Genomic DNA, 13,108 nt, shown 5'->3' with positions numbered 1-13,108 from the left:
GGCCATGGACTTTCCCGCCATCGCCATCGTGGGACGCGGCTGCGTCCTGCCCGGGGCCCACGACCCCGCCGAACTGTGGGACACCGTGGTCTCCGGTGCGGTACGGCTGACCCCGTTCTCCATCGGGCGCCCGACCGCCGAGCCCGACTGGACCGGTGCCGACCCCGCGAGCACCCTGTTCGGCCACGTCACCGGATTCGAGGAGCGCTTCGACCCGTACGGCCTGGCCATCGACGCCGAGCAGGTCAAGGGCCTCGATCCGACCGTGCGCTGGGTCATGCACGCGACCCGGCAGGCGCTCGCCGACGTCGATCACCTCGGCCTGCACCGACGCACCGGCCTGATCCTGGGCAACATCTCGTGCCCGACCACGTCGATGGTCTCCTACGCCGAGGACGTGTGGCTGCGTTCCCAGCCGGCCGAGGTCCGGGCCGGCTGGCCCCGGCACGACCGGCATTCGCCGATCCCGATGAGCCGATTCTGTTTCGGACTCCCGGCGCAGCTGGTGGCCCGGGCCTTCGAACTGCGCGCCGGCGCGATGGTCCTGGAAGCGGCCTGCGCGTCGGTGCTGTACGCGATCGAACTCGCCTGCCGGAAGTTGCACTTCCGGCAGGCGGACCTGATGGTCGCCGGGGGGCTCAACGGCGGCGCGCCCGAGATCATCAGCCACGGTATGGGTCGGCTGGGGGCCTTGAGTCCCAGCGCCCGCTCGCGGCCCTTCCACCGGGACGCCGACGGCCTGGTTCCCGCCGAGGGGACCGCGATGGTCGCCCTCATGCGGCTCGACGACGCGCTGGCCGCGGACGTGCCCGTCCTGGGCGTGATCCGCGGCATCGGGGTGAACAACGACGGCGGTCGGGGCGGCATGCTCGTCCCGGACGGGGGCCAACAGGAACGGGCGATGATCCTGGCCTACCAGGCCGCGGGCATCGACCCCAAGACGGTGGCCCTGCTCGAATGCCACGCCACCGGCACCGCGGTCGGAGACACCGTGGAAATCGGCTGTGCGGCCCGGGTCTTCGCCGAACGCGCGGACCTGCCGATCGGTTCGGTCAAGGGCAACCTCGGCCATCCGCTCACCGCCGCGTCGGGCGCCGCCCTGCTCAAGGTGCTGGGCGCGATGGAATACGGCACGCTGCCGCCGACCGTCGGTGCCGACGAGGCCAACGAAGCACTGCGCGGCACACCCTTGCGGCCACTGGCCCGGCTGGAGGAATGGCAGGGGCTCCGCCGCGCCGCGGTCAGCGGATTCGGCTTCGGCGGGGTCAACGCCCACCTGATCGTGGACGCCTGGAACACCACCGACCGGGCGGCCACCTCCTTCCCCGGCGTGGCCGTACCCGGCCCCGCCGGGCGCCGCCGGCATCGGGTGGCGATCGTCGGCATCGGCGCCCGCGTCGGCGACGGCGACACCACCGGCGACTTCGTCGAGGCCCTGTTGGCGGGCGAGCCCCGGCTGCGCCCGCCGCGCACGGTCGAACTGCGGTTGGACGGCCTGCGGATGCCGCCCAACGACATGCTCCAGACCTCCGGGGAACACCTGTCGGTCCTGGAGGCCGCTCGGGACGCCGCCCGTGCGGTGACCCTGCCGGACGAGCGCACCATGGTGCTCGTCGGCGTCGGCGCGGCCACCGTGCACGCCGAGTTCGCCGTCTGGCACAACCGCACCACCATCGATGCCCGCCGGTCGACGGCGGCGCAGGCGTCCTCCGAGGATCGTGTCGCCGACCCGTTGAACTGCCCGCCGTGGTCCCTCGGTGGCCTGGGCAACATCGCCGCCAACCGGATCAGCGCGCAGCTTCGGCTGACCGACACCAGCGTCGCGGTCTGCGCGGAGGAGGCGTCCGGTATTCGCGCGCTCGACCTCGCGGTCGACGCGATCGGCAGCGGAGCGAGCGACGCGGCACTCGTGGGTGCGGTCGACCTCGCCTCCACGGTGGTCCACCGGGCGGTCGTGCGCGACCTCGGACTCCCCGGAGCCGAGGGCAACGCGGCCGTGGTACTGGCCCTGAAGCGGCTCGACCACGCCCGCCGGGACGGCGACCCCGTTCTCGCGGTGCTCGACCCGCAGGCCGACGACCGGGCCGCCGACGCGGCACCGGCCGCGGTCGATCTGGTGGTCGGCGACCTCGAACCGTCGCTCACCGCATCGGACCGGCCGGCCGAACTGGATCCCTCCGGCCTGTTCGGCCGCCCGCACTGCGCGGCCGGCCTCCTCGGCGTCGCCTGCGCGGCGGTGGCCCTGTACCACCGCAGCGTGCCGGCCGTGGGGGCCCCGGCGCTCCCCCGGCCGGAACTGGCCCGGGCGAAGGTGAGCATCGCCCCGCTCGGGGCACCGGTCGCCGAACTCTTCCTGACCGCACAGGACACGGCTCCGGCCGCGACGGGCTCCGCGACCCTGGGACTCCGGGCCGACGGGCCGACGCTCGGCCGGCGCCTGTCCAGCATCGCCTTCTTCGACCTCCGGACCGTGCTTCGGGTTCAGCAGGCGCGACCGGAGCGGGAGTTCGTGGCACTGCCCGCGACCCGGCCGACGCCGGCGGTCGAGATCGGCCCATCGACGCAGCCGACGCCGCAGGTGGCGATCCCCGCCCCGCCGCCGCCGACTCCGCCGATCGGCGTGTCGGTCCCGGTCGAGGACACTCTCGTACCGACCGCGCTCAGCGCGCACCAGCGGGCCGTCGGCAGGTCCCATGTGCAGTTCCTGAACACTCGTCAGGAAAACCACCTGCGGTTCCTGGGGGTGCAGCGGCAGGCGACACGGGCGCTGCTCGACGTCGCCGGCGCGTTCGCACAGCCGTATCGGCCGGAGGTGGACGCGGTGGTACCGCACTCGGCCGCCCCGGTCCGGCCCGCCGGGCCGGTCGCGTCGGTCCTCCCGGCCGGGCCGGTGCCCGAGGTTGCCGCCCCGGCGATGCCGGCGATGCCGGCCGTGCCGACGCCGCAACCCGGCCCGGCCGAACGCGAGTTCATGGTCAGTCCCGAGGACGATCCGTGGGTGCTGGACCACTGTCCGACCTGGACGTTGCCGGTGTTGCCGATGATGTGCACGGTGGACCACCTGTTCCAGGCGGCGAGCACGTACACCGGTCTGCAGGCAACCGGCCTGCGGGAACTGCGCCTCCAGCGCTGGATCCCGGTGGTGAGCCCCACGCGACTGCTGACCCGGGTCGAGCCGTTGGCCGATCGAAGCCCGGATGTGCACGTCAGTCTGCTGGTGTGGCGACCGGCCCGGAACGCGGCGTTGTCCCGGTTCGAACTGGTCGCCGAGGCGACGATCACCTTCGACCGGCTCGACACGCCCGCTCCGCTGCCGCCGCTGACCGATGCCCAGCGGGCCGACCTGCCGTATCTCACCCATCGCCTGCCGCACGGTCCGGCCTTCCGGTACCTCACCGAGGTCGGCTACGGCAGCGCCGGCGCGGTCGGCATCCTGGATGTGCGACAGGGTTCGGTCCCCGGTACCTTCACCCATCCCGGGCTGCTCGACGCGGCGACGCACATCATCGCCGATCGGGTGTTCTGGGTGCCCTATCCGCAGGTCGGGCCGAATGTGGTGCCCTATCCACACGGCCTGGTCCGCATGGATCTCTTCGCTCCGTTCCCCACCGAGGGGCAACTGCGCGTGGAGGCCCGCCCGGCCGGCGCCGACGGCGATCTCCTCTTCGTCGACTTCCAGGTCCTGGCGGGGGACCAACTGTGCGCCGCGTTCCGCAACGTCAGCCTGGTCTCGCCGCCGAGTGTGCTGGAACTGCAAACCGGCGCGGATCGGCGGGCCTTCCTCCTGGAGCGGCGACCCGCGCCGAAGATGAGCCTGTCCCAGGTAGTCGACGGTGCGAGCCGGCTGGACCGGGCCGTCCTGGAGCAGGCCGACTGGCCGACCGGCGGGCTGGCCTACGTGTACGGTCTGCCGGCCGGGGCCCCGGCCCGGCTGCACATGGAGGAGGTGGCGATGCGCGAGCACGTGGCGCGAGCACACGGCGAACATCCCGCCCGGGTCGTCGTGGACGTGCCGAACCAGGTCGCCTGGATGTGCGACCAGCCGGACACCAGGCACCACCTCCTGGTGCGCTCGGACGGCGAGGCGATCACGGTCGAGGATCGGCCGTAGTCCACGATCGCTCGCGATCGACGCGGTAACGGTGGGCGGGATCCTCGGGGATCCCGCCCACCGTCGTCGATGCGGCCGAGGTCGCGAGGCCCACGCGGTCCTCGCCATCGTGCGGTCCGGCACCGGGAATCGGCCTTTCGGGGTGGGCGAGTGGGCCGGTCCCCACACCATGGCGGGGGACTTCGGGTCCGACGACCCGCGCGAACGTCGCGTGGAGCACCCGCTCGGTCATCGAGGTAAGCGCGATGGCCAGGTCACGCGCAGACAGCCCCAGAGGGGCCGCGCCACGCTCGCGTTCGCAAGCGATCGCGCGCGCGGCCCGTCGTACCCACGTCTCCACGACCCGGGCCCACGACTCGCGTACCTGTGCCGAACCCCCGCCGGCGGCGTGGTGCCGTGGGACTTCGACAACACCCTCGACCGTCAACGCCCGGGCCACGCTCGGTCGTTCGCCGGCAGCCACGACGCGCACCGCCGCTGTCGTCGGCCGACTTGACACCGATGCCTGCTTTGCCCCTTCGGGGGGCGCAGGCTATTCCCAAAGCGTGACTGTCGTGTCACGATGCGTATACGTACATCGGGTCTCCGCATACGGGCGCAGGCCGCGCCCGTGAGCGGCGACCGTTCGGTTCCCTGCGACACCCAGGCACGAACCCCGGTCGACCGGGGTCACACCGGCCGGGCGCGCCCACGGGAGACGCCGTCGATGCGCCGGGCTCCCGGCCGGGGCACCGGCGCCGGCACAACCGGCGAGGGACACCCGCCGGATCATCACGAGAAGTCCGCCGTCGACGGCACCGTGCCGGGCGCGCCGGCGGGACCGTGCGGACCACCGCTCCCGTCGGCACCACGACCTTCGGACATCACGCCGACATCGCGAGCGGTCGCTCTCCCGTCGGATGCACTTCCCGGACCGGACAAGGAAGTTCGGACGACAAGGAAGTTCGGACCATGACCAGTCAACCGATCGTTTTCCATCGAATCAACGGGATGTGAGTACGTTGACCAACATCGTGAACCTGTACTGCCGGACGGACGCGGCCACATACGACGGCAGCGGCAACGCGACCTTGACGATCACCGTGGGCAACTTCAGCAGCGTGGCCGCCACCGGCCCGGTGTCGCTGAAGGTGATCACGCCCTTCTACGCCAACGTCAACACCCTTCCCACGGTCACCGGGGGAACCTCCCGCTGGCTCTACCAGAACACCGCCGTCGACGTCCCCTCGATCATCCAGGTCTCGTTCACCGGCTTCCCCGCCAACTCCAGCCAGACCATCTCGGTGTCCTTCTCCCTGGACCCGAACGCGCCCAACCTGGCGCCCTTCGGGCGGGCGATCTTCACCACCGACGCGGCCAACACCACCGACCAGGACAGCGACCTGAGCCGCAACGTCTGGTTGTTCCTGTTCGTCCGCGCAAGCCTGGCCGCGCCGACGCCCGGCAACACCAACCTGTACTACACCAGCCCGCAGACCCCGCTGACCGCCGGAAGCGGGACCGCCGCCGTCCCGTTCAACTTCTTCAACGGCGCCGGCACCCTGCTCGCCGGCACCGGCAACCCCGCGCACTTCACCTTCTCCACCCCCTTCTACACCCGAGTGCCCTCGGCGGGCCGCCCCGCCGGGTTCACCGCCCTGTACGAGAACAACGACCCCGCCATCCCCTCCGTCTACCGACTCGCCGTACCCGCCGGAATCGGACTCCTGGGACCCACCGTGCCCACCACCGTGTACGTCCCCTTCCAGGTGCAGACCGGCGCCCCGCGGCTGCTCAGCCAGGCCTCGGCGATCATCGTCCCCACCGGCACCGACACCCAGGGCGACTTCTCCACCGCCCACCACCGTTTCGGCATCCTCTGCGTCGCCGCCGGCGCCGTCTAGCCGACCGGTCGCATCCGGGCCCGGGGAGCGCCGACGGGCAGCCGTGCCGGGGCCGGCTCGGGGTCCTCCGGCGTTCCCCGACGCCCCTTGCGCAGCAAGGGAGTTCGGACCATGACCAGCCAGTCCACTATCCGCCAGTCGATCACCGGAGTGTGAGTACGTTGACCAACATCGTGAACCTGTACTGCCGGGCGGACGCGGCCACGTACGACGGCAGTGGCAACGCCACCTTGACGATCACCGTGGGCAACTTCAGCAGCGTGGCCGCCACCGGCCCGGTGTCGCTGAAGGTGATCACGCCCTTCTACGCCAACGTCAACACCCTACCCACGGTCACCGGGGGAACCTCCCGCTGGCTCTACCAGAACACCGCCGTCGACGTCCCCTCGATCATCCAGGTCTCGTTCACCGGCTTCCCCGCCAACTCCAGCCGGACCGTGAGCGTCTCCTTGAGCCTGGACTCCGGGGCACCGAACATCCCCTCCTTCGGCCGGGCGATCTTCACCACCGACGCGGCCGACACCACCGACCAGGACAGCGATCTGACCCGCAACGTCTGGCCGTTCCTGTTCGTCCGGGCGAGCCTGGGCACACCGACGCCCGGCAACACCAACCTGTACTTCACCACCCCGCAGACCCCGCTGGTCGGGGGCGGCGGCGCGGCGCTCGTTCCGTTCAACTTCTTCAACGGCGCCGGCACCCTGCTCGACGGCACCAACAATCCAGCCCACTTCACCTTCTCCACCCCCTTCTACACCCAAGTGCCCGCCGCGGGCCGCCCCGCCGGGTTCACCGCCCTGTACGAGAACAACGACCCCGCCATCCCCTCCGTCTACCGACTCGCCGTACCCGCCGGAATCGGACTCCTGGGACCCACCGTGCCCACCACCGTCAACATCCCCTTCCAGGTGCAGACCGGCGCCCCCCGAGATTTCATCCCCACCACCGCCATCATCGTCCCCACCGGCACCGACACCCAGGGCGACCTCTCGACCGCCCTGAGCCGGTTCGGCATCCTGTCCACGGTCAACACCGCCGTATAGCCCCGCCCGGGCGGGCCCTTGCCCCGCGCCCGAGTTCCGGACTCCCCGGGCGTTCTGCGCCCGGGGGCGCGACCGGCCCGGGTGCCCCGATCCGCAACGGGGCCCCGTGGCCGGACGGCGGGAAGTCCACCGGCCCGAACCCGGTGAGAAAGGCGCCTGACATGGGTACCGAATCGGCCGCCGGCGACGCGCTTTCGGCGGAACCCGCCTCCTTGGTAGGCATCGACGCGTCCGAGGGCCTGCGCCTGCTGGGCGAACTGGTCGACGACGTCGTGTGGTTGGACCGCACGGCCTCGATGCCGGCGTCGTTTCGACCGGCGGTGCCGTGGCTGCGTCACGAGATGGTCTCCGCGCGCTACCCGTCGGACACCGCGCCCCCGGCCGCGCCGGCCCGACCCGGGACGCGAACCCGGCCGATGGCGGTGGCCTTCGCCCCGGAGGAGGGCGACCACGCCACCGCATGGGCGGCGGCCCACGACCGACTACTGCTGCGCGCCCCGTCCACGATCACCCACCGGGCCGCGGACAAGATCGACGCGCTGGAGGTGTTCTCCGCCGCCGGTGTTCCCGTCCCGGAGCATGTCCTCATCCCCGCCCACGCACGCAGGGCCGCCTCCGCGTACTGGCCCGGGCACTGGGCCGAGGCGGTACTCCAGCGCCGGGAGAACAACCTCATCGGCCGCGGCACCCTGCGGGTGCGCGGGCCCGACGAACTCGCCCCGCTACTACGGGCCTGGGACGGTCACGTCCTCAAGATCAGCCGCCTCGTCCCGGGTCTCCCGTTGACCGTGAGCGCCTGCGTGGGCGGCGATCGCACCGTGGTCTCCGCCGTCTCGCACCAACTCGTCGGCCTACCCGACCTGACGCCCGGCTGGGGCATGCACTGCGGCAACCAGTTGCTCGGCCCCGCCGACCTCCCCCACGGCGCATACGACACGGCCCGCCACGTCGCGCGCGCCGTGGGAGAAGTCCTGCGCGAACACGGCTACCGGGGCGTGTTCGGCCTCGACCTGATCCACGACCCGGACCGAACACAGTCCCCGGACCCGGTGTTGGCCGTGGAGATCAACCCCAGGTTCCAGGCCGTGACGTCGCTGGTCCAAGCCGCCGAACACCACGCCGGATTGTTGCCGTCCCTGGGCCTGCACATCCTGGCGTGTCTCCTGCCCGCCCTCCCCCCGGCGCACTGCCGCACGACCACGATCCCCGCCCTGAGCCAGCTCGTCCTGCACGCCCGGCGCACGGCGACCGTGGCAGCAGTACCGGAACAGGGCCGCTACCGCCTCGGGGAAACATGCATCCTCGGCCCTTTCCCGGCTTCCCCTCCGCTCACGGAACTACGGCCGGACGAAGCCCTGTGCTGGCCACAGATCCGGCCCGGGCGAGTAGGAGCCGGCGACGAACTCCTCACCCTCCAGACGAACCTGCGCCTGTGCCCCCTCACCCCCGAGCCGCCCCTGGGACCGACGGCACGAGCATGGACCCGACACCTCCGACGCATGATCCGCGACCGACCGTGACACCGCCACGGGCCGACCAACGCCGAGGACCCGCAGAGCACTTCCGGACCCCGGGCGCGGATCGGCCGGCACAGTCGGTGAAGAGTCAGCCGGCGTTCTCGGTGATCGCCCGCAGCGCCTCGACGTGCGCCTTGAAGGCACTGCGGCCGCCGGTGGTGAGCGACAACCAGGTCCGCGGACGTTTGCCGACGTACCCCTTGGTGATTTTGACGTAGCCCGCCTTCTCCAGCAGGGCGGCCTGCTTGGACAGCACCGGGTCGGTCACCTCGACCGTGTCGCGCACGTACGCGAACTCCGCCTTGTCGGCCGCCGCCAGCGTCGCCATGATCGAGAACCGAACAGGGGAATGGATGATGTCGTCCAGCGCGTGCCGGGGATGACTCATGCCCGTACCCTCCGGGACGTCACACCGGCCGCCACGAAACCGGGCAGCGCCACCAGCACCGCACCCGCCACCCACCAGGCCGGGTCATCCGGGAAGAACGCGACGCCGATCCCGAGCACGAGCCCGTACAGCGTGGCCCACGCTCCCATCATTGCGTAGTGAGTCGCCGCCATCCCCCGATGCGCAACCGGTTGCCGCGCCGCGTACACGCTCAACCCGACGATCAGGGGCACCCACACGGCCGTACTGATCATGGCGCCCAGCCGACCGCCCAGCAGGCCAAGGGTGAGCACCTGGCCGAACGCCAGCGTCCCGTAGGCCAGTTGGAAGCGGATCACCCAGCGCGACTGCCGGTCCACCGTTTCCTTGAGCCGCTCCGCCTGCGCCAGGGCCACCGAGGGGGTCAGTTCACTCATTTCCATGCATCCACCATGGCAAGTACTTATCGAATTGGCAAGCACTTGTTGCTCTGACATCTCCGGTCGGCGCCGACGGCTGCCGTGGCGCTACGCCGAGGGCACCGACTCGGCCGGCCGTGGTCGTCGAGTCACGCTTCGAACACGGCTGATTCCGACTCGCTCGCCGCCGCCGCCCGGGTGTGGCGGTCGGCCAGTTCGCGGCTCATCGCCCGGACGGTGGGCAGTGTGTAGAAGTTGCCCGGTTCGAGCTCGGTGCCCAGGACGCGCTTGGCCCGGGCGCAGATGGTCATCGCGGACAACGAGTGTCCGCCGGCTTCGAAGAAGTCGTCGTCGGGGGTGAGTTCGTCGGTTTTGAGGACCTCCTGCCAGATCGCCAGGAGGGACGCTCGGAGTTCCGGTTCAGGCATCTGCGGTGTGGCCATGGATGGCAGTCCTCGGGTCCAGTAGGGTCCGGTCGATTTTTCCGTTGTGGTTGCGCGGCAGTCCGGCGACGACTACCACGCGGGGGATCATGTATTCGGGCAGTCGCTCGCGCAGCCAGGTGGTGATCGCGGGCGCGGCGGCGTCGGGTCCCCGGTCGGGGTGCACGCTCACGTGGGCGTCGAGACCGACACAGGCGCCGTCGCTCCTGCGGGGCGCGACGACGGCGTCCCGGACGAAGGGGTGGCCCCGGAGGACGTGTTGTACCTCGTCGCATTCGATCCGGTGGCCCCTGATCTTGACCTGGGAGTCCAGCCGGCCGATGCACTCGAGGGTGCCGTCGGCCCGCCGTCGCCCCAGATCGCCCGTGCGATACACACGGCCGCCCGGCTCGCCGGTCGGGTCGGGCACGAACGCGGCGGCGGTGAGGTCGGGCCGATCGAGATAGCCGCGGGCCAAGCCGTCGCCCACGACGCACAGTTCGCCGACCTCGCCGTCCGGCACGGGGGCCGACCCCGAGTCCAGGATCCGCACCTCGGCGTGTGGCAGCGGGGTGCCGATGGGGACGAGTCCGCCGGTCGAGGGTGGAGCGGGAAGTCGGTCGAAGGTGCTGAAGGTGGTGGCCTCGGTGGGACCGTAGGCGTTGACGACGTCGAGGTGCGGATGGCGGCGCATCAGCGCGGCGATGTGGGCGGCGGACGCCTGTTCCCCGCCGACGATGATCTGCCGGGCGCCCGCGAGCACCTCGGGTTCCTCGTCGACGACGGCGTTGAACAGGGTGGTGGTGAGGAAGACGAGGTCGGCGCCGTCGGTGTCCCCCAGTCCCTCCCGCAGGTTCCGGAAGGTCAGTTCGAGGCCGGGGACGACCCGGCAGGAGCCCCCGTTGACCAGTGTCGTCCAGATCTCGAACGTGGACGCGTCGAAGGCGTTCGGGGCGATCACCAGACAGCGCGGGGGTCGGGTCCAGCCCAGCGCGGGCCCGCAGGAGGCGGCCAGGGCTCGCACGCCGCGTCGGGTGACGACGACGCCCTTGGGCGAGCCGGTGGATCCGGAGGTGTAGAACACGCACAGCGCCGCCTCGGGCGGGACCGACGACGAACCCGTGAACGGGTGTTCGTGGGTTCCGGTCGGGATGTCCAGATCCTGGACCCGGCACAGTTCGGGGCCCATGTGGGCGCCGGTGTCGAAGCGTTCGTCGTGCAGGAGCAGTCGTACGCGTGCCTGCCGCAGGAGCAACCGGATGCGGGCGGGCGGCCAGCGCGGGTCCAGGGGCACGCAGACCCAACCGGCCTTCGCCGCGCCCAGGACGGCGCCGATGTAGTGGTGTCCGCGTCCCATGGCCAGGGCCACGCGCGGCTCGGCGCTCTCGGGCCTGCGCCGTGCCAGGGCGTGGGCGACGGCGTCGGAGCGGGCGTCGAGTTGGGCGTAGGTCAGGCGCACGGAGCCGTCGGTGACCGCGAGGCGGTCCGGGGCGCGCCGCACGTGGTCCGTGAAGGCTTCGACGATGTCCCGTTGCGGGGCACCCGGGCCGGGTCGGTGATCCGTGCTGACGCGACCGTGATCCACTGCGGTTCCTGTTCGTTGTGGTGCGGATCGGCCACGGCACGCCACCGCACCGCAAGACCGTGGGAGTTCACGCGGGTGGGACGGCGCCGGGAGGGCCGGCGAACACGGCGACGAAGTCGGCGACTCGTCGCCGTGCCGGCCCGGTGACGTGCATCCGGGCGGCGTTGCGGAGCACGGCCTCGAACACCGGGCGCGACTCGGCGCGGGCCGGCGCCGGGTGGCGTGTTCGGGCACGAGGCACGGCTCGGAATCCTGTTCGGGTCAACGAATCGGGTCAACGAATCGGGTCAGCGGAGCGGGTCAACGGAGCGGATCCGACGCGGACTTTTGGGCCAGGGCACTCTCGAGTTCCGTCAGTGCGTGCACCCACAGGTGCGGGAGCCGGTCGGCGTCGGAGAGCGCGGTATCCACGGAGAAACAGGTCTGGACTCGGCCGCTGCACGTGATCATGGCCCCGGTCAGCACATGCCCGGGGAGGTGGCCCGGGGCCAGCGCGAACGCGTCGGGAGCGCGGCCGGCGAACTCGAACGGCGTGCGCACGTGCAGGCTGGTGGCCAACAGCGGCATACAGCGCGGGTGCATGATCGTGCGCCCGAGCCAGTGCCCCAGCACGGGCAGGCTCCGGCCGAAGACCCGGCTCGCCTGGCTCACGTCGAGCAGTCGTGGGCCCGCGGTGGCCGCCTGCAATCGGCGCAGGCGTTCGACCGGATCCGCCGTCCCGCAGGGCAGCGGCACCCGGAAGGCCATCAGGTGGTTGCCCAGCGCGTCCTCGGCCTCGTCCGGGAGACGGGTGGAGACGGGCATCGCGGCGAAGAGCGGGCGGCTCCCGGCCGGGAAGGCGTCGGGGGTATGCGCGCGCAGGGCCCCGGTGAGGGCCGCGAGGTGGATCTGGTGCCACGATGCCCCGGCGGCCATCGACACCGCGCGCAACCGGCTCGTGGGCACGCACACCGAGACGATCCGCCGCTCCCCCCGCAGGCCGTCCCGGTACGGCAGGTGCTTGCCCGGCCGCAGCCACCTGCCCAACCCCGTGGTGACGAACCGCAGTTCCCGGGTTCCCGCGGCGATCGCCGGTTCCGGCCGGGGCCACACCACCGCGCGCGGCGTCCGGCGCCCGAACAGCGCCTCCAGGGCCGCCACGAGTCCCACCCCGTCGCGCGTCGTGTGATGGGTGCGAAACACCAGCGCGAAGGCGTCGTTCGCGCCGGCGCGGTCGTGCACCAGCCACACCTCCCACAGCGGCCCGGTCTCGGCGAACGGGGTGTCCACGAGTTCGGCGAGCAGCGTGTCCACCGACGGCCAGCCACCCGGGACGCGCCGCTCGTGGACGTGGGCAGACACAGCGAACGACGGGTCCGCCTCCCAGGTCGGCCGGCGATCGGGCCCGCCCGCCCGGAAGGTCAGCCCGGGCAGGAACGGCACGCGCGCGCCGACGTGTTCGCGTACCTCGGCCAACGTCGGCGCGGGCCCGGCGAAGCCGAGCACGGCGCCCATCCGCAGCAGCGGATCGACCTGCGGGCCGTGGCTCGCGAAGTAGCGGTCGACCGCGGTGAACGGGATGCCCCCTCCGTCGGCGGCTCCGCAACCGTGGTCGCCGGCGGCTTCGGACTCCGGTTCCGGGCCCGGGCGCGTGGACGACGCCGATGGGGTCCTGGGGACAGGCGCAGAATTCACGACACGTCAAACGAAGCCGGCCCGACGCCGACACGGCGGTTGCGCCAACCGAGTGCTTCGCTCTCGCCGCGGCGGTGGACCCGGCGG

The 13,108-nt window shown here is 71.9% G+C and carries 10 protein-coding genes; 4 read left to right on the top strand and 6 right to left on the bottom strand.

The window, feature by feature from the left end; all coding sequences use genetic code 11:
• The first annotated feature begins 4 nt into the window (after nucleotides 1-4).
• Nucleotides 5-4,111 (top strand): beta-ketoacyl synthase N-terminal-like domain-containing protein, encoded by a 4,107-nt coding sequence (locus ABIA38_RS14095; protein ID WP_424638930.1) that lies wholly within the window; start codon nucleotides 5-7, stop codon nucleotides 4,109-4,111.
• Here ABIA38_RS14095 and ABIA38_RS14090 read toward each other — a convergent pair.
• Entirely contained in the window at nucleotides 4,089-4,550 is a 462-nt protein-coding gene (locus ABIA38_RS14090) for a hypothetical protein (RefSeq protein WP_424638982.1), read from the bottom strand. The two genes, ABIA38_RS14095 and ABIA38_RS14090, sit on opposite strands and share 23 nt — an antisense overlap.
• A gap of 553 nt (nucleotides 4,551-5,103) precedes the next feature.
• Here ABIA38_RS14090 and ABIA38_RS14085 point away from each other — a divergent pair.
• The 3 genes from ABIA38_RS14085 to ABIA38_RS14075 all read left to right on the top strand — a co-directional run bounded on the left by ABIA38_RS14085 (nucleotide 5,104) and on the right by ABIA38_RS14075 (nucleotide 8,557).
• Nucleotides 5,104-5,994, top strand: coding sequence for a hypothetical protein (locus ABIA38_RS14085; RefSeq protein ID WP_424638929.1), 891 nt, complete (start codon nucleotides 5,104-5,106; stop codon nucleotides 5,992-5,994).
• A 152-nt stretch (nucleotides 5,995-6,146) separates the two neighbouring features.
• Nucleotides 6,147-7,037: a hypothetical protein gene (locus ABIA38_RS14080; RefSeq protein ID WP_424638928.1), complete on the top strand. Its 891-nt coding sequence runs from the start codon at nucleotides 6,147-6,149 to the stop codon at nucleotides 7,035-7,037.
• A 161-nt stretch (nucleotides 7,038-7,198) separates the two neighbouring features.
• Complete coding sequence (locus ABIA38_RS14075) at nucleotides 7,199-8,557, top strand: ATP-grasp domain-containing protein (RefSeq protein WP_424638927.1); 1,359 nt, start codon at nucleotides 7,199-7,201, stop codon at nucleotides 8,555-8,557.
• Nucleotides 8,558-8,642: 85 nt separating this feature from the next.
• Here ABIA38_RS14075 and ABIA38_RS14070 read toward each other — a convergent pair whose 3' ends face one another.
• The 5 genes from ABIA38_RS14070 to ABIA38_RS14050 form a co-directional block, all read right to left on the bottom strand.
• A complete protein-coding gene (locus tag ABIA38_RS14070; RefSeq protein WP_424638926.1) occupies nucleotides 8,643-8,942 on the bottom strand; it encodes a winged helix-turn-helix domain-containing protein in 300 nt (99 codons plus the stop codon).
• Nucleotides 8,939-9,364, bottom strand: coding sequence for a hypothetical protein (locus ABIA38_RS14065; RefSeq protein WP_424638925.1), 426 nt, complete (start codon nucleotides 9,362-9,364; stop codon nucleotides 8,939-8,941). The genes ABIA38_RS14070 and ABIA38_RS14065 overlap by 4 nt, the downstream gene beginning before the upstream one ends.
• 125 nt (nucleotides 9,365-9,489) lie before the next feature.
• Complete coding sequence (locus ABIA38_RS14060; protein WP_424638924.1) at nucleotides 9,490-9,783, bottom strand: acyl carrier protein; 294 nt, start codon at nucleotides 9,781-9,783, stop codon at nucleotides 9,490-9,492.
• Nucleotides 9,761-11,347, bottom strand: coding sequence for an amino acid adenylation domain-containing protein (locus ABIA38_RS14055; RefSeq protein WP_424638923.1), 1,587 nt, complete (start codon nucleotides 11,345-11,347; stop codon nucleotides 9,761-9,763). Before ABIA38_RS14055 ends, ABIA38_RS14060 begins: the two co-directional genes overlap by 23 nt.
• Before the next feature lie 300 nt (nucleotides 11,348-11,647).
• Nucleotides 11,648-13,021: a wax ester/triacylglycerol synthase domain-containing protein gene (locus ABIA38_RS14050; protein ID WP_424638922.1), complete on the bottom strand. Its 1,374-nt coding sequence runs from the start codon at nucleotides 13,019-13,021 to the stop codon at nucleotides 11,648-11,650.
• Nucleotides 13,022-13,108 lie beyond the last annotated feature (87 nt).

Source organism: Embleya sp. AB8 (assembly GCF_049739465.1).
Lineage (GTDB): Bacteria > Actinomycetota > Actinomycetes > Streptomycetales > Streptomycetaceae > Embleya.
Note: the sequence above shows the minus strand (reverse complement) of the source record. Positions and strands in the feature narration are given on the sequence as shown.

What these genes read in the sequence shown, in the direction of transcription:
- ABIA38_RS14095 (WP_424638930.1), top strand. Translation starts at nt 5, where the DNA reads ATGGACTTTCCCGCCATCGCCATCGTGGGACGCGGCTGCGTCCTGCCC.
- ABIA38_RS14075 (WP_424638927.1), top strand. Translation starts at nt 7,199, where the DNA reads ATGGGTACCGAATCGGCCGCCGGCGACGCGCTTTCGGCGGAACCCGCC.
- ABIA38_RS14070 (WP_424638926.1), bottom strand. Translation starts at nt 8,942, where the DNA reads ATGAGTCATCCCCGGCACGCGCTGGACGACATCATCCATTCCCCTGTT.
- ABIA38_RS14065 (WP_424638925.1), bottom strand. Translation starts at nt 9,364, where the DNA reads ATGGAAATGAGTGAACTGACCCCCTCGGTGGCCCTGGCGCAGGCGGAG.
- ABIA38_RS14060 (WP_424638924.1), bottom strand. Translation starts at nt 9,783, where the DNA reads ATGGCCACACCGCAGATGCCTGAACCGGAACTCCGAGCGTCCCTCCTG.